Source organism: Streptomyces shenzhenensis (assembly GCF_003688995.1).
Taxonomy (GTDB): Bacteria; Actinomycetota; Actinomycetes; order Streptomycetales; family Streptomycetaceae; genus Streptomyces; species Streptomyces shenzhenensis_A.
In genome coordinates this window covers 124,712-144,825 of record NZ_PENI01000018.1, presented here as the reverse complement: position 1 = coordinate 144,825, position 20,114 = coordinate 124,712, and the positions used below count along the sequence as shown (strand labels likewise).

Here is a 20,114-nt window from a genome sequence, read left to right as displayed (position 1 = left end):
CCGGTGCGGTCACTGTGCGCAACGCGCTACCCGCGCAGCGAATCCTGAGTAACCTCGTAGGCATGCAGGACCACACCCACGACGAGGACACCGCCGACGCCTCGCACCCCGAGGTGTGGACCGGCCGCGCCACCAACCGGGTCCAGTGGCTGCTCGCGCTCGTCGGCGCCGCCTGTATGGCCCTCGGCATCGAACTCGCCGTGGCGTCCGCCTGGACCTCCGGCATCGCCCCGCTCGTCATGTCCGTCGTCGGCTGTATCGCGGCCGGACTGCTGGTCCTCTTCGGCACCCTCGCGTTCGTGCACGTCGATCTGAGGCTGGACCACGAGTCCCTCGAAGTGCGCTGCGGGCACATCGGGCTGCCGCGCCGCCGCATCCTGCTCAGCCATGTCGCGGGCGCCGAGTTCGCGCCGCACGTCACCCCGCGCCACTGGGGCGGCTGGGGGTATCGCTGGCGGCCCGAGAAGGGCACCGCGGTCGTCGTGCGCCGCGGCGAGGGCGTGGTGCTCCGGCTGTGGGACGGCCACACGTTCACGATCACCGTGGACAACGCGGAGTCCGCCGTTCGGGTGATCAAGGCCCGGCTGCGGACGATCACACCGGGCACCGCCCACTGAGACCGCCACCACTGCCGGGGCCCGGCCGGTGCCCCGGAGATCCGGCCCAGGCATGGCCGGCGGTCACGGCGAGCACCGAGTGCGGGAGTGCCGTGGGCCGCCCCTCCGGACCGCGTTGTCGGCGGCAAGGTCACCGGCCGTAGACTCCCGGGGTGACCGTCACCGCACCATCCGTGGACCAGCCGGACCGGCTCCGGGCGCGGCCGTGGCCCACACGCGGCTCCCGGCTGCTGCGTCCGGTCCCGGCCGCCGTCTCGGCGCTCTGCGGAGTGCTGCTCTACGTCAGCTTCCCCCCGCGCACACTGTGGTGGCTCGCCCTGCCCGCCTTCGCCGGCTTCGGCTGGGTGCTGCGCGGCCGGCGCTGGAAGGCGTCCCTCGGCCTCGGCTACCTCTTCGGCCTCGGCTTTCTGCTGCCCCTGCTGGTGTGGACCGGCGTGGAGGTCGGCCCCGGGCCCTGGCTCGCCCTGGTCGTCGTGGAGGCGGTCTTCGTCGCGCTCGTCGGGCTCGGCGTCGCCGCGGTCTCGAAGCTGCCCGCCTGGCCGGTGTGGGCGGCGGCCGTCTGGGTGGCCGGCGAGGCGGTACGCGCGCGCGTACCGTTCCACGGCTTCCCCTGGGGAAAGATCGCGTTCGGCCAGGCGGACGGCGTCTTCCTGCCGCTCGCCGCGGTCGGCGGCACCCCCGTGCTCGGCTTCGCCGTCGTCCTGTGCGGGTTCGGCCTGTACGAGGCCGTACGCGTGGCCGTCGAGGGCCGCCGCACCCGTGGCGTGCGCACAGGGACCGCCGCCGCGGCCCTGCTGAGCGTGGTCGTACCGGTGGCGGGCGCGCTGGCCGCCCGGCCGCTGGTGAGCGACAAGGCCGAGGACGGCACGGTGACCGTCGCGGTCATCCAGGGCAACGTGCCGCGTTCCGGCCTGGAGTTCAACGCCCAGCGGCGCGCCGTGCTCGACTACCACGCGCGCGAGACCAAGAAGCTGGCCGCCGACGTAGAGGCGGGCAAGGCCGCCCGGCCCGACTTCGTGCTGTGGCCGGAGAACTCCTCCGACATCGACCCCTTCGCCAACCCCGACGCGTCCCTCGTCATCGACGACGCGGCCAAGGCGATCGGCGTGCCCATCTCGGTCGGCGGGGTCGTCGAGCGCAACGGCAGACTGCTCAACGAGCAGATCCTGTGGGACCCGGCCAAGGGGCCCACACAGACGTACGACAAGCGGCAGATCCAGCCGTTCGGCGAGTATCTGCCGCTGCGCTCGCTGCTCGGCGCGATCAACGACAGCTGGACCAGCATGGTCCGCCAGGACTTCAGCCGGGGCACCAGGCCGGGCGTTTTCGACATCGGCGGCACCGGGGTCGGCCTCGCGACCTGCTACGAGGCCGCCTTCGACTGGGCCGTGCGGGACACGGTCACCCACGGCGCGCAGATGATCTCCGTGCCGAGCAACAACGCGACCTTCGACCGCAGCGAGATGACCTACCAGCAGCTCGCCATGTCCCGGGTCCGCGCCGTCGAGCACAGCCGGACCGTGACCGTGCCGGTGACCAGCGGCGTCAGCGCGATCATCATGCCGAACGGGAAGATCACCCAGAGAACCGGCATGTTCGTGCCGGACTACCTGGTCCAGAAGATCCCGCTGCGCTCCTCCGAGACCCCCGCCACCCGGCTGGGCATCCTGCCCGAGATCGCCCTCGTGCTGGTCGCCGCGGGCGGGCTCGGCTGGGCGATCGCAGCGGGTGCGCGCACCCGGCGCACCACCGACGCGTAACGGCAAGCACCGCCGACGCGTCCCGTCGGCCGCCGTGCGCCCCGCTGCCAGCGCGGGAGGAACGCGACCGGGCCCGTTAGTGTCGGGTCCATGGGTACTCCTGACTTCATCCGTACCGTCCGGGCCTCGGCGGGCCACCAACTGCTGTGGCTTCCCGGCGTCAGCGCCGTCGTCCTCGACGACCGCGGCAGAGTGCTGCTGGGCCGACGCGCGGACAACCACAAGTGGGCGGTGCCCTCGGGTATCCCGGACCCCGGCGAGCAGCCGGCCGACTGCGCCGCGCGGGAGGTGTACGAGGAGACGGCCGTCCGGTGTGTCCCGGAACGGGTCGTGATGGTGAAGTCCGGTGAAGTGGTCACCTACGGCAACGGCGACATCTGCCAGTTCATGGACCTCACCTTCCGCTGCCGGGCCGTCGGCGGTGAGGCGCGCGTCAACGACGACGAGTCCCTGGAGGTCGGCTGGTTCGAGGTGGACGCCATGCCGACGATGGACGAACCCCAGCTGTTCCGGATCAAGCAGGCCCTGTCCGACGAACCCACATGGTTTGTCCCTACGAGTTTTGAATGAAGTATGGGGCGTGACCATATGTGGCCGGGTCGGGGTGCTGCCTAGGGTCTGGGTATGACCTCGCTCAGCGCCCTGCCCGGCCCGCCCGCCCCCTCGCCCGACCTCTCCGGCCGTACCGCCCTCGTCACCGGCGCGGCGGGCGGTATCGGCGGCGTGTGTGCGCTGCGGCTCGCGGCCGCCGGCGCCACGGTGCGCGCCGTCGACCGGGACGCGGCCGGCCTGGCCGCGCTGGCCGACCGGGCCCGCGAGCTGGCGGGCACGGTCGAACCGCAGATCCTGGACCTGACCGACCTCGACGCCGCCGAACGCGCCGCCGCCGGCACCGACATCCTGGTCAACAACGCCGGCCTGCAACTGGTCCGCCCCATCGAGGAGTTCCCCCCCGACGTCTTCCACACGGTGCTGACCGTGATGCTGGAGGCCCCGTTCCGGCTGATCCGGGGCGCCCTGCCGCACATGTACGGCCAGGGCTGGGGCCGTATCGTCAACATCTCCTCCGTCCACGGTCTGCGCGCCTCCGCCTACAAGTCCGCCTATGTGGCCGCCAAACATGGACTGGAGGGCCTGTCCAAGACGGCCGCCCTGGAGGGCGCGCGCCATGGCGTCACCTCGAACTGTGTGAATCCCGGCTATGTGCGTACCCCCCTGGTCGAGAAGCAGATCGCCGACCAGGCACGGACACACGGCATCCCCGAGGAACGCGTGCTGTCCGAGGTGCTCCTCCAGGACAGCGCCGTCAAACGGCTCATCGAACCGGAGGAGGTGGCCGAGGCCGTCGCCTATCTCTGCGGCCCGCACGCCGCCTTCGTCACCGGCACCTCGCTCGTGCTCGACGGCGGCTGGACGGCTCACTGACCGGCCGGGCGAACCACGGGCCGGGGAGTTTTCCACAGGCCGGACGGGACGGGCCGACGATGCGGAATCCTGTGAGCATGTCTCGCGATCACCTGCACTCCACCAGGCGCCCCGCCGGCACCGCCGGGCTCCCGGCCGGTGCCGCCGGCCCGCCGGACGGCGACGCCGGGACGCCGTTCCTCGACCTGCTGGCCCGTGACGCCCCGGCCGAGGCCTACGAGCAGCCGGTGCTGCTCGCCCGCGCCGAGGGCCGGCCCGCCGACCGGATCGCCGCGCTGGAGCGGGCCAAGCTCCTCGCGCTCAGGGTCCGCGCGGAACTGGAGGGCCGGCGGCGGCGCGAGGCGGAGCTGTCCGCGCTCTTCGAGACCGCCCACGACCTCGCGGGACTGCGCGACGTGGACGCCGTCCTGCAAGCGATCGTGCAGCGCGCCCGCTCGCTGCTCGGCACGGACGTCGCCTACCTCAGCCTCAACGACCCGGCCCGGGGCGACACCTATATGAGGGTCACCGAGGGCTCGGTCGCCGCCCGCTTCCAGCAGCTGCGCCTGGGCATGGGGGAGGGGCTCGGCGGGCTCGTCGCCCAGACCGCCCGCCCGTACGTCACCGACGACTACTTCAAGGACGACCGCTTCCGGCACACGCTCACCATCGACACGGGCGTGCGCGACGAGGGCCTGGTCGCCATCCTCGGCGTTCCGCTCATGCTCGGTCCGCATGTCATCGGCGTCCTGTTCGCGGCGGACCGCCGCGCGCGGGTCTTCGAACGGGAACAGATCGCGCTGCTCGGCTCCTTCGCCGCGCTCGCCGCCGCCGCGATCGACACCGCGAACCTGCTCACCGAGACCCGTTCGGCCCTGGCCGACCTGGAGCGGGCCAACGAGATCATCCGGGACCGCAGCGCGGTGATCGAGCGGGCCTCGGACGTGCACGACCGGCTCGCCGAACTCGTCCTGCGCGGCGGCGGGGTGCACGACGTGGCCGCCGCCGTCTCCCAAGTCCTGGCGGATACCGTCGAGTTCACCGAGACCGGTGACGCGCCGGCAGGTGCGGTCGAGGCCTCACGGGCGGAGGGCCACGCGGTGCCCCACGGCGCCGACTGGATCGCCGCGGTCGCCGCCGGCGGGGAACTCCTCGGTGCGCTGGTGCTGCGCGGCCACCCCGGGCTCGACCCCGTCGACCAGCGCACCTTCGAACGCGCGGCGATGGTCACCTCGCTGCTCCTGCTCGCCCGCCGCTCGGCCGCCGACGCAGAGCAACGGGTCCGCGGCGAACTCCTCGACGACCTCCTCGACGCCCGTGACCGCGACCCGCGCCTGCTGCGCGACCGCGCGTCCCGGCTGCACGCCGACCTCGACGCCGTGCACGTCGTCCTGGCCGCCCGCCTCGGCGGGCCCGCGGCCGACGCCGAACACGAGGCCGCCGCCCGGCGCCGGCTGGGCGCCGCCGCCTCCCATCTCGCCGCGACCCGGCACGGCCTGGCCGCCGCCCGTGACGGCGGCACCGTCCTGCTGCTGCCGCTGGGCCCCGGCGACACCGCCACCGACGTGGCCCGCCGCGCCGCCCGCCACCTCGGCACGGCCGTCCACGAGCCGGTCACGGTGGGGGCGTCCGCCCCGGTCGCTGACCTCCTCGCCCGCCCCGAGGCGGTGGCCGCCGCCTACGCCGAGGGGCGTCGCTGCCTCGACGCGCTGCATCTGCTCGGCCGGTGCGGAGACGGCGCTGCGGCCGAGGACTTCGGCTTCCTCGGGCTGCTCCTCGGCGGCGAGCGGGACGTGACCGGCTTCGTCGAGCGCACCATCGGGCCCGTGGCGGCGTACGACGAGCGGCGCGGTACGCAGTTGCTGCGCACGCTCGACGCGTACTTCGCCTGCGGCATGAGCCCGGCCCGCACCAAGGACGACCTTCACGTCCATGTGAACACGGTCGCCCAGCGGCTCGACCGGGTGGCACGGCTCCTCGGCGCCGACTGGCAGGAGCCGGCCCGCGCCCTGGAGATCCAACTCGCCCTGCGTCTGCACCGGCTGGCAGCGCCGGCCCGGCACTGACTCCGTACGGGGCCGGTGCGCACGGCCAAGCCGACGGCCACCAGCGTCAGCCCGGCCGCCGCTACCGGTGGTGCCGGCCGTCGCGACCGGACGGTCCGCCGCCCGTCCGTCATGGTCCGGACGGGCGGCGGGGGCCGGGGATCAGGTCGCGGCGGCCGGACGGAACGCCGCGATGCTCCGGCGCGGGTCGGGAACCCGGAGCTGCGCGGTCACCTGCGCCAGGTCGGAGACGAACAGCCGCGCCAGCTCGGCGGTGAAGCCGGTCCGCACCACCAGGCGCAGCACGGAGACGTCCTGGCAGGGGGCGGGGAAGGTGTAGGCGGGCAGGTGCCAGCCACGGGCGCGCATCGCCTGGGACACGTCGAAGACCGTGAAGTCCGGGGTGCCGGGCGCCAGCCGGAAGGCGAAGGCGGGGAGTTCTGAGCCGTCGGTGACCAATTCGTACGGCGGCATGCCGGCGATCTGCGTGGCCAGTGCGCGGGCGGTCGAACGGCTCTGGCGGGCCAGGTTCCGCAGCCCTTCGAAGCCGTACCGCAGAAAGTTGTAGTACTGGGCGACGACATGGGCGCCGGGGCGGGAGAAGGCGAGGGTGAACGTCGGGGAACTGCCGCCGAGGTAGTCCACCTCGTGGACGAGGTCGTCGGGGAGGGCCTCGGTGTCCCGCCACAGCGCCCAGCCGAGGCCGGGGAAGACATGGCCGTACTTGTGCCCGGAGGCGTTGACGGAGGCGACGCGTTCGAGCTGGAAGTCCCACAGGAGGCCGGGGTCGAGGAACGGCGCCACCAGCGCGCCGGAGGCGCCGTCGACGTGCACGGGGATGTCGGTGCCGGTGGCGGCCTGGTAGCCGTCGAGGGCCAGGCAGATGTCCGCGACGGGCTCGTAGGAGCCGTCGAACGTGGAGCCCAGGACGGTCACCACCCCGATGGTGTTGTCGTCGCAGTAGGCGGTCAGGGTGTCGGGGGTGAGGTGGTAGCGGCCCGGTTCCATCGGGACGTAACGCGGTTCCACGTCGAAGTAGTTGGCGAACTTCTTCCAGCACACCTGGACGTTCGCGCCCATCACCAGGTTCGGACGGGAGACGTCCTTGCCCTGGGCGCGGCGGCGGGCCTGCCAGCGGCGCTTGAGCGCGAGCCCGCCGAGCATGGCCGCCTCGCTGGAGCCGGTGGTGGAGCAGCCGCGCACCCGCTCCGGGTGCGGCGCGTGCCACAGCCGGGCGAGCATCTGGACGCAGCGCTCCTCCATGGCCGTGATCTGCGGGTACTCGGCGCGGTCCGCGAGGTTCTTCTCCGCGGTCTCGGCCATGAGATGCCGCGCCTGCGGCTCCATCCAGGTCGTGACGAAGGTGGCGAGGTTGAGCCGGGCGTTGCCGTCGAGCATCAGCTCGTCGCGCACGCGGCGGTACACCGTGTCCGGGGACGATTGCGCCGCGGGCAGCTCCTCGACCGGCACGAGCAGCGTGTCGGCGGGCTGGGGGAGGAGATGGGGGGAGTCGATGAGGGTGTCTGGGTCTGCTTCCGGCAGGACGCCGGTATCCGGGATGGGCATGGGTGCCTGGAGGCCTTTCTGGTCCGAGTGGGGTGCGGCCCGCGTACATTCCGGACGTTAGATCTCTTCGTGGCCCGGCAGCCGTGCCGGTTACACCGATCTAGTGAGCGATTTGCGGAGTGATGAACCGGATTTTTCTCTTGTGACAACCGGTCATGGGCTCACCGTGGCATTGCCGTTCGCGGCCCCCGTGGGCCGGCCGCCGCCACGCGCGGTGACGACGGCCGGTGTGCGGGGCCGGTTCCGGCGGGGCGGCGAACCGCCCCGCCGGGTCCTTACTCCACCGTCACGGAGATGGTCGGGGAGTAGGTGGTGCCGGACATCACGCGGTAGTGCTGGACGCCCGTGGCGGTGGGCCGGGTGGTGAGGATGTACGACTCGCCCTGCAGGTCCATGGGGTCGCCCGCGGGGAGTGTGGTCCACTCGCCGTTCTTCTCCTGCTGCAGCGTCACCGGGTCGCCGGCCTGAAGACCGCTGCTGCGACCGGTGATCCGGATCTCCTCGCCGGACTTCACGGTGGCCGAGTTGGCCTCGGCCGTGAGCGTGGCGCGTTTCGGCACGGCGCTGTGCTTCGTGGTGGGCTTCGGGCTCGGGTCGGTGGCGGCGTGGGCCGCGACGGAGCCGGCGGACACCAGCGCCGCGGTCAGGGCGCCTGCGGCGACCGTCCGGACGGTACGGCTGCGGAAGGTGAAGGTCATGGTGACTCCCGTTGGTTGACGGATGCCCCCCTGGGCCGGACATGTGCCGTGGGGCCATGCCGCGCCTCCATCAGGGTGAACCGGGTCGCCGGGAGCGGCATCCCGATCAGTCCGCCGCAGCCGTCGGACGCCGTGACCCTCCGTGTGTCCGCGCAGGTGAAACGGCTGACGCGGACCCGGGGTCTCTTACGCTTCTCTTACCTTCGCGTCTCTGGCCCGCGTATCAGGAGCGCCTGGACCGGCGGGCGCGGGACGGTGTCAGGAGGCGGGCGCCGTGCTCCTCCAGGCGGGCTGAAGTGCGGCCCCGGCCTGGTCGGCGAGGGTGACGGCGACCAGGCGTGCCTGCAGGGACGGGACGTGGCCCGGCGTGGGCCGCAGCAGGAACCGGCCCTGGAAGCGGCCGCAGCCGAAGACACGCAGCTCGATGTCCTCGTCGGGCATTCCGAGGCGGTCGACGTCCCAGGTGCGGCGGCCCCAGGCGAGGGTGCCGTCGCTCTCCAGGCGGGGGGCGTGGCCCATGAGGGTGCCGTACTGGAAGCGGCAGCCGCGCAACCGGAGCAGGCCGACCAGCTGCACGCGGACGCACTCCACGACGGCGTCGGGGGAGGTCGCCGTCCGGGCCAGCCGGGCCGCGTGGTGGATCTGCGCCAGCTGGTCCGCGTCGGTGATGGCGACGACCTTCAGACGCCGGGCGCGGGCGGCGAGTTGGGACACGGCCAGGCCCACCGCGAGCAGCGTGACCGCCGTGGTCACGTCGGTGCCGCCGGTGATGTCGAGGCGCTCGTAGGGCACGGTGAAGAAGAAGTCGAACCACACGGTCGCGGACAGCGCGGCGAGCACGCCGGCCGGCCGCCGGCCGAGGGCCGCCGCCGCGACGACGACCACCATCAGTACGAGGGCGACGGCGGCGTTGGCCAAGCCGGCGCGGAAGGGCAGCAGCACCGCACAGACCGCGAGGGGCGCCGCGAGTGCGGCGAGTGCGGCGACGGGCCCTCTCACCAGGCGTTCGGGCATCGTGGACACCTCCTGCCGTGCATGTCTCCCGGTGTAGCAGCCGGTGCGCCGCGCCGGGCTCCCCTTGACGCCCCTCTTGCGCCGAAACATGTTTATTTTGCGGAATCTTGCTCGGTGGCAGCTCGCGTCGCGTCGCGGCGTGAGCTCACCGGCGTCCGGTGCCGGGTGGGGTCCGTTCAGCCGGTGCGGTGGGTGACGTGGACCGGGTCGAAGGCGATGCGGGTGCGGTGGCCGGCGGCCCAGGTGATCTCGACGGTGTCGTCGTGGACCGTGACGTCGGTGACCGCCCGCGCCGGCGGTGTGCCGTCCGGGGTCCCGTCGAGCGTGGCCAGGCAGACGTGCACGGAGGTGCCGCCCGCCGGACCGGTCAGCCGTGGCACCAGCGCCCACCGGGCGAAGGCGGTGCCCTGCGGCGCGCGCAGCGTCTCGGCCGGACCGTCCCAACCGTGCAGCGGGTGCAGGGCCGACGCGAGGCCCTCGTCGGGCCCGGTGGCCCAGCCGGTGTGCGTGACCCGCGCCCCGGCCGGCGCCCCGAGCACCCGGTGCGCCCGCAGCTCGTACCGCCCGAGTGCCACGGTCACGCTCTCCACCCGCAGCCCCGGCATCATTGGCGGCCCGGCCGCGAAGACGGGCCGGTGCCAGGACGCCGCCCAGCCCCAGCCGTCGCCGTGACCGGCGCCGAGCGGATGGACGCGACGCCGCACGCTGGGCCGTCCCGCCACCGCCACCGACAGATGGTTGTCCGCCGGGTTCGCGGACGATGTGGGCCCGGTCCGGGTGGAGTAGGCCAGCCGGCCGTAGTGCGGATCGTCGCCGGCCGCCGTCTCGCCCTCGTGCGGCCGGACGTGGTCGCTGCCGTGATTGTGCAGCCGTACGATGCCGTCCGCGCGGGTGGCCTGCACGAGCAGACCGGGCGCCGGCAGGGCCAGGACCCGGTCGGCCTCCTCCACGGGCGCGGCCTCCTCCCGTGCCGTCCACAGCGGATGGTCGCCGGGCGCCAGCAGCGACACGAACGCCTTCGACGCCCAGTACGGCGACGCGGGCCCGGAGTAGGGCTGCAGCGTGGGCTCGTGCGGGCCGTACCAGCCCAGGCTCAGCAGGCCGTCGGCGTTCAGCGCGCCGCGCTCCAGGAAGTGCCGCAGGCTCCCGCCGGCCAGCCGCCGGGAGACGCCCGGCGGCAGCGGGGTGTGCCCGGTGACGGCGCCCAGCGACACCGCGGCCGAGGCGGCGAACCGGTAGGTCAGCGACCGCCCGAAGTGCAGCGGCGCGCCGTCCCCGCCGAACATCAGGGAGAGGCCCGCCAGATGGGAGCGCAGCCGCGCGCCGTGCCGGACCAGCAGGTCCGCGTCGCCGCCCAGGTGCGCGTCGAGCACCGGATACAGGTGCAGGGCCCAGCCGTTGTAGTGGTCAAAGGCGCGGCCGTCGCCGTCCGCGTACCAGCCGTCCCCGCGGTACCAGCCCTCCAGCAGCTCCAGCGCCCGCTGCCGCACCGCCGCCGTCTCCGTGTCGCCGCGGCCCACCGACTCCAGGAACCCGGCCACGGTGAACGGGAAGAGATACCAGTTGTTCGGCGCGGGCACCTGCCGCAGCGCCCCGCGCAGCCACCGCTCCGCCCGGTCCCGTACGTCCTCGTCGAGGTGGCGCCACAGCCAGGGCGCGGTCAGCCGCAGTCCGAGCGCGACCGACGCCGACTCGACCATCGGCTGGCCCTGCACGTCGTGGTCGAGGATCAGCGGCCAGGACTCGCCGTCGTCGCGGCCGGGGGAGCGGGTGCCCGCGGCGAGGCCGCGCGCATAGCGGTCGAGCCAGCCGTGTGGATCGTCGCCGCCCGCGCCCGCCACCCGGAACGCGGCGGCGAGGAACGTCCGGGCGTAGCCCTCCAGTCCGTCGGACCGCACCCCCGAGCGGGAGGGCCGGCCGGGCAGGTCGAGGAGCGCGCCGCCGGGCGTGGCCCAGCGCCACGCGGCGGTGAGCAGACCGTCCGCCACCGCCTCCCAGTGGGGCCGGGTGTAGCCGGTGTACGGGCTGGTGTCGCGGTCCTCCGCGGGCAGTTCGAACGGGATGCTCATGCGAGGAAGGCCAGCCTTTCGCGTCGTACGGGATACCGGAAGCCGGCGCCGGAGGCCCAGCGGGCGGTCTCGGCGAGCGCGAGGTCGGTGAGCCGCCGCCACTCGTTGCCCTGGGAGCCGGCGAGGTGCGGGGTGAGCAGCACGTGGTCCGAGTCCCACAACGGGTGGCCCGCGGGCAGCACTTCGGGATCGGTGACGTCCAGCACGGCCCGGATCCGCCCGGCCAGCACGGCGTCGGTGAGCGCCTCCTGGTCGACGACCGCGCCCCGGGCGGTGTTGATCAGTACGGCGTCGGCCGGCATGGACCCGATCAGCTTCCGGTCGACCAGGCCGCGGGTCGCGGGCAGCAGCGGGGTGTGCACGCTGACGGTGTCGCAGCGGGCGAAGAGCTCGGCCAACCCGACGGGTTCGACGCCGAGTTCGGCCGCCTCCGCGGCCGTCACGTACGGGTCGTGCAGCAGCACCTCGATGTCGTGCGGGCGCAGCAGCTCGATGACCCGGCGGCCGATCAGCGAGGCCGACAGGATGCCGACCCTGCGACGGTAGTTGCCGACCGCGGCGGGCAGCCCCAGCCAGCTGTCGCGGGCGCGCGACACCCGGTAGTCACGGGCCCGTTCCAGCACCCGCTTGCCGCTGAGCAGGATCATGCCGAGCGTGTACTCGGCCACCGGCACGGCGTTGGCCGCGGCGGCGGAGGACACCTCGATGCCCCGCTCCCAGCAGGCCTCGGTGACATGGCCGCGGACACTGCCCGCGGTGTGCACCACGGCGCGCAGCCGCGGTGCCGCGGTCAGCACCGCCGCGTCCAGCGGCGGACAGCCCCAGCCGGTGACCAGCAGCTCGGCCTCGGCGAGCAGGGCCCGGGCCCGCGGTGTGCCGAGGTCGTCCAGCGCGGGCGGCGCGGCGAGGTCGCAGATCTCGCCGAGCGCGGCGAGCGCGGCCGGATCGAGGACGGCCGCGGCGGCGTCCCGGGACATGGCGAGCGCGGCCCGGGGCCGGAAGCCCGGACCCCGCGCCGACGGGGTCACTTGACGGCTCCCGCGGTCAGGCCGCTGCGCCAGAAGCGCTGGAGCAGTACGAAGGCGAGGATCAGCGGCAGCACCGCGAGCAGCGAGCCCATGATCACCACGGGGTAGTACTCGGGGGACACGCTGGCCGAGCTGTTCCAGGCGTACAGGCCGAGGCTGACGGGATACAGGTCCTGGTCCGAGAGCATGACCATGGGCAGGAAGAAGTTGTTCCAGATCGTGGTGAGTTGGAAGAGGAAGACGGTCACCAGGCCGGGGCCCAGCATCCGCAGCGCCACCCTGGCGTACGTGGTCAGTTCGCCGGCGCCGTCGATGCGTGCCGCCTCCAGGACCTCGTCGGGCACGTAGCCCTGGCTGAAGACGCGGCCCAGGTAGACGCCGAACGGGTTGAACAGGACGGGGACGAACACCGACCAGAAGGTGTTGACCAGCCCGGCGGCGGACGCCATCAGATACAGCGGCAGCGCGAGGACGGTCTGCGGCACCATGACCGCCGCCAGCACCAGGCCGAACAGCTTCTCCTTGTGCCGGAAGCGGTACTTGTCGAACGCGTAGCCGCAGGCGACGCTCACCAGCGCGCCGACCGCGGCGCCGACCACCGCGTACACCAGGCTGTTGAGGTACCACCGGCCGTACTGCCCGTCGTCCATGGCGAACAGGTCGCTCAGGTTCTGCACGAAGGAGAAGTCGTGCAGGGAGATCAGGGAGCTGCTGAAGAGCGCGTCCCGGTTCTTGCCCGCGGCCAGCACCAGCCACAGCACCGGCAGCAGGGTGTAGAGGACGGAGAGCGCCACGACGGTGTTGACCGTGGCCCGGCCCAGCAGCCGGGGCCGCAGGAGCGTGCTGTCGGCGGCGCTCATCGGGGCTCCTCAGGGGCGTCGGCGCGGCTGGTCCAGCGGGTGACGGCATAGGACAGCGCGATGGTGCACAGCAGCAGGATCACCGAGGCGGCCGCCGCCAGGCCGTAGTTGTTGCGGGTGAAGGCGGCGTCGTAGATGTACATGCTCGGCGAGAACCGGGAGTTGATCATCGGGGAGGACTGGCTGAGCAGCACCGGCTCGGTGAACAGCTGGAGCGCCCAGATCAGGGTGAACATCGCGACCATCACGATCGAGGCGCGGATCAGCGGCGTCTTGACCTGGAGCGCCGTGCGCACCGGCCCGGCCCCGTCCACCACCGAGGCCTCCAGCACCTCTCGGGGTACGGCCTGCAGAGCGGCGTAGAAGATCACCATGTTGTAGCCGAGGTTGCTCCACAGGGCGATGTTCACGATGGACGGGATCACGGTGTGCAGGCCCAGGAAGTCGATGGTGATGTCGGCGCGGGCGAACAGCTCGATGACCGGGCTGATCCCCGGGGTGTAGAGGTACAGCCAGATCAGGGCCGCGATGATGCCGGGGACGGCGTGCGGCAGGAACAGCCCCAACTGGGCCCAGGCGCGCAGGCGTACCACTCCGGAGTCCAGCAGCAGGGCCAGCGCCAGCGCGCCGGCCACCATGGCGGGGATGTACACCAGGCAGTACAGCGCCACGGTGGCCAGTCCGCCGAGGAACGTCGGGTCGGTCAGGACGGCGAGGTAGCCGCGCAGCCCGACGAAGACGGTGCGCTCGGGGCCGAAGCCGAGGCCCGGCTCGTCGGCGCTGAAGAAACTCAGGTAGACGGCCGTGCCGACGGGGATCAGGAACACCGTGACGAGCAGGGCGAAGAACGGGGTCATCAGCGCGCCGCACGCGGCGAGCCGGCGGCGCCGGGCCGCCGTGCGGGTGCGGCCCGCGCGGGCGGGCGCGGCGGACGGCGGCGCGAGGGCCGGCGCCGGGTCGGGGGCGGTCACGGACATGAGGTGTCACCTGCCTCTCGGGCGGCTCAGGTGCTGTGCTGGGTGGTCGCGAGGCCCAGGGCCCGCAGATCGGGCATGGTGCCGTCCTGCGCCGCGCGCAGCGACCCGGTGAGCGAGCCCTGGCCGGCGCCGACACGGGCGAAGGAGTCCTGCATGAGCCGCCCCGTGGCGGTCATCCGTGGACCCCACACCCAGCCGTCGCGGATCCGCTCCGCCTCCTGCCGGAAGAGGCGGTAGATGTCCTGGCCGCCGTAGTAGGAGCGGTCGAACGCCTGCCGTCCCACCGCGACCAGCGCGCTCACCGCCGGGTACTGGCTGCTCGTCCCGCTGGACAGCCGGGCGCGCAGCGAGTCGGGGTGGGAGACCTGCCACTCGATGAACTCCATCGCGGCCTCCGGGTGCCGGCTGTCCTTGGTGACGGCGAAGGTCGAGCCGCCGTGCGTGCCGACCGCCGGACGCTCCGGATCCCACTGCGGCAGCGGCGTGATCCGCCACTGCCCCCGCTGCGCGGGCCGCGCCTTCATCTGGGCGCCGGCGTCCCAGGCGCCGGTCAGCCGGGTGAGGACCAGCCCGTCGCCGATCTGCGCGTCGGACTGCCGGCTCTCCACGGCGTTCACGAAGACCACGTCGGCGTCGATGAGCCGCTGCCAGTACGCGGCGACCCGCCGGCTCGGCGCGTCGGCCAGGGAGACGTTCCAGGCGCCCTTCGAGGTGTCGAACCAGCGCGCGCCCGCCTGCCAGGCGTACGCCGCGAACTGGGTCGCCCCGTCCGTGGGGAACAGCACCAGCCGCCGGCCGGGCAGTTCGCGGCGCACGGTGTGCGCCAGGCCGGCGAACTCGTCCCAGGTGCGCGGCAGCCGCAGGCCGTGGCGCTCGAACAGGTCGGAGCGGTAGTGCATGACCATCGGCTCGATGTCCAGGGGCACGCTGAACACCCGGCCCTGGAAGGTGGTCAGACCGAGCGCCTGGGACAGCAGCCCGGCTCGTAGGGAGTCGCTGACGAGGTCGGTGATGTCACGGGCGACCCCGTCGATGGCGAAGCCCGGCACCTGCGGGTACTCGATCGTGGCGACGTCCGGGGCGTTTCCGGCCCGGGCGGCGTTGGAGAGCTTGGCGTAACCGCCCTGCTGCCCCGAGGGGATCTGCTGGAACTCCACCTGGATGTGGTCGTGCGTGCGGTTGAACGCCTCGACCACCTCCTGACTGCCCCGCAGGGCGGACCAGAAGGTGATCCGGGTCGTTCCACCGGTGCTGCGCGCTCGGCCGGCCGCTCCCGCGCTGCAGGCGCTCACGGCTCCTGTCAGCGGTACGGCGGCCAGCGCGGCGAGCACGGATCGACGGCTGTGTCGACCGGGCATGCGGCCTCCCGTGGCTCGTGCGTGTCCGGGGACACGCGATTCGGGACACGGGAATACTGTGCGGCCCCACACAACCGGTCAATAGATCGATCAGAAGAAAATAAAGCGGTCAAACGCTCATTCGCCGGTGTCGGTGTGCGCACGGGTCGAACCGCGCACGACCAGCGTCGGCAGCAGCTCGATCCGCCGCACCGACCACGCGGCCCCCCGCGCCTTGTCCAGCCGCTGGAGCAGCAGTTCGGCCGCCACCCGGCCGACCTCCGCCTTGGGCGGGGAGACGGCCGTCAACGGAATTGTGCCGATGCCGGCCACCACGTCGTCGTACGCCACCACCGAGCAGTCCTCGGGCACCCGCACCGCGTTCTCCGCCAACTGCTGGATCAGCATCAGCGCGTCCACGTCGCCGTGCAGCACGGCCGCCGTCGCCCGCTTCTCGCGCAGCAGCGCGGACAGCTCCGCGGTCTCCCGCTCCGTGTACGGGCCGCCCTGGCCGGCCGACGGCGAACTCAGCGCCCAGGCCCAGTCCGCCACCAGCGGATGCGCGCCGGCGATCTCCGTGAGCGCCGCCCGCAGCGTCCGCGCGGTGGGACTGTCGTCCCGGGTGGCGAACACGATCCGCCGGTGGCCGAGCGCCACCAGGTGCTCGACGGCCAGCCGCGCGCCGTGCCGGTGGTCCGAGCACACCGAGTCCACGGCGGACAGCGCGCTGCCGGGGCGGGGCCGGCGTTCCATCAGCACGGCGGGCACCTCCAGCGCGGACAGCCACGCGTAGTCGGCCTCCTCCGCGGCGAGGGACCGCCAGCGGGGCGCCAGCAGCAGGCCGCGCGCGCCGTCCGCGAGCGCCCGCTCCACCAGCGGGCGTTCGGCACCGGCGACCTGGGGCGCGATGTGCAGGGCGATGCGCACCCCGGCCTCCTCCAGCACGGTGCGCGCGCCGTGCAGGGCCTCGTACAGATACGTGTGCCGCTCGGGCACCACCACGGCGACGGCGTCCCCGTCCGGTACCTCGTCCGGCGGCAGCGGCTCGGGCAGCACGGACCGGACGACGCCGTGGCCGCGGCGCAGCCGGCCCGCGCGGGTCAGTTCCTCCACGTCCCGGCGCACCGTGACCACCGACACCTGCAGCTCCGCGGCGAGGTCACTCACCCGGGCGGCGCCCCTGGCCTGGACCGCGGCCAGGATCCGCTGCCGCCTGACGTCGACCGGCTCCCGCATGAGCCCCTCCCACCGTGCCCGCATTGTTCGTTTGAACGATGCGCGCATCATAACGATCGCCGCGCGGCCCCGGCCGGGTCACCGTGGGACGAGCCGCAGCGTGGTGCCGCGGGCGGCCACCATCGGGTCGACGTAGGCACCGCCGTAGCGGCCGTACTTCGTGCGGTACGCCGTGTCGATGCGGTCGTTGACGGCGGAGCCGGCCTCCTCGACGAGGGTGACGTCCCGGTCGACGCCGCCGGAGCGGATATGGCCCTCGTGGCTCGTGCGGGCGGTGCGCCACCACACGCCGGCGTCGCCGCGGTAGGAGCGGACGTAGAGGTCGTCGCCGTCGCGGACCACCCAGACCGGCACCGGCGCGCGGAGCGTGCCGTCGCCGCGGACCGGAGCCATCTGGAGCTCGTCGGCCGTCCCGATCCTGGTCAGTTCGTCGTTCGTCCATGCCGTCATCGCGGGGCCTCCACCTACTGTGTGATCCGTCAGTCACGAGACTTCCGGGGAGGCTCCGCATCGTGCGGAGCCTTCGGGGCCTGCGTCCGGGCGGCGTCGATGATCAGGCGCACGGCGTCCGCCGGAAGGTCCAGGTTCTTGGTCAGCCAGGCGGCGCTGACACCGTGCAGGGCCAGGATCCACGCCGCGTACAGGCGGTCCACCGAGATCTCGTCCGACGCTTCCAGGGCGATGCGGACCGCGTCGTCCGGGAAGCCGTCGAGGGTGTGCGAGGTGAACCAGGTCGCGTCGACCGGCCCGGCGGACGGCGGGTGCGGCGGTCGCCCGGGCCGGGGCCGGCCCTGTCGCAGCCTGGTGACCGCGGCGAGGGCGACGGAGGCGACGGCGACGACCGTCGCGGCCACCCCGGGATGCTGGGTGGCGGGCACCCAGACCGGCGGCAGGCCCAGGGCGATGTCGTGCGCCAGGCACGGGGAGTGAAGCAGCTGCCACATCGGAGCCTCCCTTCACACCACCATGCTCACGCCGTCGCGCCGCCCGTGTCACCTGCCGGCCCGGCCTGGCCCGGAGCCGGGCAGCAGGGGCAGGCGGGCACCGCACCGCGGGTCTCGTCGCGGGCGGCGGTTCACCGGGCGTGCGGGATCAGCCGGGCCGGTCCGCCGGAGCGGTCCGCGGCGGGGGAGCGGCGGATGGCGATCAGGGCGGCGTCGTCGCCGAGCCGGCCGCCGGTGTGGGCGAGCAGGTCGCGCTGGATGTGGTGGAGCAGGGACTGCGGGGAGTGCCCGGCCCACTGGGCGACCCGTTCCGTGAGGGGGTAGAAGGCGCCGTTACGGTCGCGGGCCTCGACCACCCCGTCGGTGTACAGCAGCAGTGTGTCCCCGACACCGAACGGCAGCGCGGCCACCGTGACGTCGTCCGGTCCGGTCAGACCGACCCCCAGCGGAGGCGAGGGGACCAGCTCGGGGGCGGTCGCGACCCGGTCGGCGCTCAGCAGCAGCGGCGCCAGGTGACCGCAGCTGGCCAGCCGGGCGACCGGATCGTGGTCGGGGATCTCCAGCAGGAGGACGGTGGCGAATCGCTCCCCCGCCTCCTCCGTGGGCTCGAAGTCGGCCAGGTAGCGGGTCACGCTCTGCTCCAGCGAGGCGGCCAGCTCGGGCAGGGCCGCGTTGTGGTGCGCGGCCTCACGGAACGCGCCGAGCAGCAGGGCCGCCTCCCCGATGGCCGACAGCCCCTTGCCGCGTACGTCACCGATGACCACCCGGGTGCCCTCCGCGTCGCGGGCCGCGGCGTACAGGTCGCCGCCGATCTCGGCCTCCTCCTCGGCGGCCATGTAGACGCAGGCGAGCTGCAGGGTGCCGAGCCGGTGGGGCAGCGGCCACAGCAGCACCCGCTGGGCCGCCTCGGCGACGGACCGCACCTGGGCCAGTTCGCGGGTGCGCCGCTCGCGCACCGCGCAGAACACCACGATCAGGAGCGACAGCACGATCAGGGCGAAGATCTGCACCAGGATGTTCCGCGTCCACAGGACGCCGGAATGCCAGCCGATGAACGCCTGGGCCGCCGCCGCGGTGGCCCCGATGATCCCCGTCACCAGCGGGCCCTCGAACCACGCGGTGACCGCGGGCGCGATGACCAGCAGGGGGCCGAGCACGATGTCGCCGGGGGTCACGATGTCGGCCACCGTGATCACCATGATGAGTCCCACCGGGATCAACAGCAGCAGACGGCTCGGCTGCCACGGCCGAGCGAGCAGCTGCGGCGAGGAGAACATGTCTTCCACAGTGCACCGCGACGGACGGGTGCGCGAGCACGGGCGTGATCGGACCGCCGCTCCCCGGGTGTCCTCGTGCCGTTCCCCCGTCCCGGGGCCCGGTCAGGACGTCATCACCAGCCAGGTCCCGGCCAGCGACGCCAGATACGGCACGGCCCCCAGCGGCAGGAACCACCATGGCGAACCCCCGCCGCGGTACACGATCAGCCCGGGCACCACCGAGGCGGCCACGGCCAGGACCAGACCGCACCAGGGCAGCCCCAGCATCGTGAGGATCCCGGACGTCGTGCACCGGAACGCGGGGTTCTCGGCCGAGCAGTTGTCCGTGGCGAAGATCGAGAGGTAGAGGACGAGCGTGTCGGCCAGGGCGCCGAGGCCGGCCAGCAGCCCCACCACGGTGAGGTAGGCGGCCGGCCACCGCTCGGGAGCGGGGGCCACGGTGTACGCCTGGTGCCGGTAGCCGTAGTGCTGGTCGCCGACGCTCATGGTGCCCCCCGAAGTCCCGCGGTCCGCACGGCCCGTGGCCGTCCGTCGGAAGTCACCGTAGGAGCCGTCCGGGCCCACGTCCTGAGCACGCGTACTCAGTCCGGCCGGGGACGATGCCCCGTTCGACCCGTCCGCGTCCGGGGCGAGGCGGTCAGGCGAGCGGCAGCGCCGATGCGAAGGAACCCGCGTGATGGACCAGCGGCGCTGCCTCGTCGACGACGGTGCCGTCGTCGACCTGGCCCACCACGAAGAGGTGATCGCCGAGGGTTTGGCGCGAGGTGACCCGCGCGGTCAGCCAGGCGCTCACCCCGTCGAGCAGCGGCACTCCGGCGGCGCCGGCGCGCCAGGCGACGCCAGCGAACCGGTCGATGCCGCTGGTGGCGAACCGGTCGGCGAGGGTCGTGTCCCGGGCGCCGAGCAGATGCACCGCGAACCGGTCCGCCGTCCGCACGGCCGGGGCCGCCGACGCCGTGAGCCCGACGCAGAAGGAGACCAGCGCGGGGCGCAGGGACACCGAGGTGAAGGACGTCGCGGTGAAGCCGGCCGGGCCGGGGACGGTGATCACGGTGACGCCCGCGGCATGGCGCCGCAGGGTGCTGCGCAGGATCTCGGCGGCGCCCGGGTCTGCGGCGCAAGGAGTGAGGCGGGGGCTGGCGGAGGCGGTCACGCGGCTTCCCTTCGGGCAGTACGGCGGCCGGCGCCGGGACACCGGGCCGGTGCGGGACAGGAGCGGGTGGGAGTCGTCGGCCGTCACGGATGCCCGACGGCGCGGCGGCGGGCCGGTCGGGGCGGTTGA

General features: G+C 73.5%; 19 protein-coding genes. 5 read left to right on the top strand and 14 right to left on the bottom strand.

Annotated features, from left to right (window positions below):
• The first annotated feature begins 62 nt into the window (after positions 1–62).
• The 5 genes from CTZ28_RS26330 (at position 63) to CTZ28_RS26310 (ending at position 5,847) form a co-directional block, all read left to right on the top strand.
• Entirely contained in the window at positions 63–617 is a 555-nt protein-coding gene (locus tag CTZ28_RS26330) for a hypothetical protein (RefSeq protein ID WP_121892175.1), read from the top strand.
• A gap of 152 nt (positions 618–769) precedes the next feature.
• Positions 770–2,377, top strand: a complete 1,608-nt coding sequence (gene lnt, locus CTZ28_RS26325) for an apolipoprotein N-acyltransferase (RefSeq protein WP_121892174.1) — start codon at positions 770–772, stop codon at positions 2,375–2,377.
• A gap of 90 nt (positions 2,378–2,467) precedes the next feature.
• On the top strand, positions 2,468–2,947 hold the full coding sequence (locus CTZ28_RS26320) for an NUDIX hydrolase (protein ID WP_121892173.1): 480 nt from the start codon (positions 2,468–2,470) through the stop codon (positions 2,945–2,947).
• 54 nt (positions 2,948–3,001) lie between these two features.
• A complete protein-coding gene (locus tag CTZ28_RS26315) occupies positions 3,002–3,802 on the top strand; it encodes a 3-hydroxybutyrate dehydrogenase (RefSeq protein WP_121892172.1) in 801 nt (266 codons plus the stop codon).
• Positions 3,803–3,879: 77 nt separating this feature from the next.
• Positions 3,880–5,847, top strand: coding sequence for a helix-turn-helix domain-containing protein (locus tag CTZ28_RS26310; protein ID WP_259471810.1), 1,968 nt, complete (start codon positions 3,880–3,882; stop codon positions 5,845–5,847).
• A 141-nt stretch (positions 5,848–5,988) separates the two neighbouring features.
• On the opposite strand, the gene CTZ28_RS26305 is transcribed toward CTZ28_RS26310, so the two are convergent.
• The 14 genes from CTZ28_RS26305 to CTZ28_RS26240 all read right to left on the bottom strand — a co-directional run bounded on the left by CTZ28_RS26305 (position 5,989) and on the right by CTZ28_RS26240 (position 19,985).
• Positions 5,989–7,392: a glutamate decarboxylase gene (locus tag CTZ28_RS26305; RefSeq protein ID WP_121892171.1), complete on the bottom strand. Its 1,404-nt coding sequence runs from the start codon at positions 7,390–7,392 to the stop codon at positions 5,989–5,991.
• Positions 7,393–7,667: 275 nt separating this feature from the next.
• Entirely contained in the window at positions 7,668–8,090 is a 423-nt protein-coding gene (locus tag CTZ28_RS26300) for a hypothetical protein (protein WP_121892170.1), read from the bottom strand.
• 258 nt (positions 8,091–8,348) lie between these two features.
• Positions 8,349–9,104 (bottom strand): DUF4118 domain-containing protein, encoded by a 756-nt coding sequence (locus tag CTZ28_RS26295; RefSeq protein WP_121892169.1) that lies wholly within the window; start codon positions 9,102–9,104, stop codon positions 8,349–8,351.
• A 176-nt stretch (positions 9,105–9,280) separates the two neighbouring features.
• On the bottom strand, positions 9,281–11,173 hold the full coding sequence (locus CTZ28_RS26290; protein WP_121892168.1) for a DUF2264 domain-containing protein: 1,893 nt from the start codon (positions 11,171–11,173) through the stop codon (positions 9,281–9,283).
• Positions 11,170–12,150 (bottom strand): hydroxyacid dehydrogenase, encoded by a 981-nt coding sequence (locus tag CTZ28_RS26285; RefSeq protein WP_183154596.1) that lies wholly within the window; start codon positions 12,148–12,150, stop codon positions 11,170–11,172. Before CTZ28_RS26285 ends, CTZ28_RS26290 begins: the two co-directional genes overlap by 4 nt.
• Before the next feature lie 47 nt (positions 12,151–12,197).
• Positions 12,198–13,061: a carbohydrate ABC transporter permease gene (locus CTZ28_RS26280; protein ID WP_121892166.1), complete on the bottom strand. Its 864-nt coding sequence runs from the start codon at positions 13,059–13,061 to the stop codon at positions 12,198–12,200.
• Positions 13,058–14,038 (bottom strand): carbohydrate ABC transporter permease, encoded by a 981-nt coding sequence (locus CTZ28_RS26275; protein WP_121892165.1) that lies wholly within the window; start codon positions 14,036–14,038, stop codon positions 13,058–13,060. The genes CTZ28_RS26280 and CTZ28_RS26275 overlap by 4 nt, the downstream gene beginning before the upstream one ends.
• Before the next feature lie 26 nt (positions 14,039–14,064).
• A complete protein-coding gene (locus tag CTZ28_RS26270; RefSeq protein WP_121892164.1) occupies positions 14,065–15,396 on the bottom strand; it encodes an ABC transporter substrate-binding protein in 1,332 nt (443 codons plus the stop codon).
• A 117-nt stretch (positions 15,397–15,513) separates the two neighbouring features.
• Positions 15,514–16,611, bottom strand: a complete 1,098-nt coding sequence (locus CTZ28_RS26265; RefSeq protein ID WP_121892163.1) for a substrate-binding domain-containing protein — start codon at positions 16,609–16,611, stop codon at positions 15,514–15,516.
• A 78-nt stretch (positions 16,612–16,689) separates the two neighbouring features.
• On the bottom strand, positions 16,690–17,061 hold the full coding sequence (locus tag CTZ28_RS26260; RefSeq protein WP_121892162.1) for a DUF2255 family protein: 372 nt from the start codon (positions 17,059–17,061) through the stop codon (positions 16,690–16,692).
• Positions 17,062–17,090: 29 nt separating this feature from the next.
• Complete coding sequence (locus CTZ28_RS26255) at positions 17,091–17,555, bottom strand: hypothetical protein (RefSeq protein WP_121892161.1); 465 nt, start codon at positions 17,553–17,555, stop codon at positions 17,091–17,093.
• A 131-nt stretch (positions 17,556–17,686) separates the two neighbouring features.
• Positions 17,687–18,832, bottom strand: a complete 1,146-nt coding sequence (locus tag CTZ28_RS26250) for a PP2C family protein-serine/threonine phosphatase (protein WP_121892160.1) — start codon at positions 18,830–18,832, stop codon at positions 17,687–17,689.
• A gap of 102 nt (positions 18,833–18,934) precedes the next feature.
• Positions 18,935–19,318 carry a hypothetical protein gene (locus CTZ28_RS26245; RefSeq protein WP_147481202.1) on the bottom strand — a complete coding sequence of 128 codons (384 nt, stop codon included), beginning with the start codon at positions 19,316–19,318 and terminating at the stop codon, positions 18,935–18,937.
• Between the two features lie 151 nt (positions 19,319–19,469).
• Positions 19,470–19,985 (bottom strand): flavin reductase family protein, encoded by a 516-nt coding sequence (locus tag CTZ28_RS26240; RefSeq protein WP_259471809.1) that lies wholly within the window; start codon positions 19,983–19,985, stop codon positions 19,470–19,472.
• Positions 19,986–20,114: the final 129 nt, after the last annotated feature.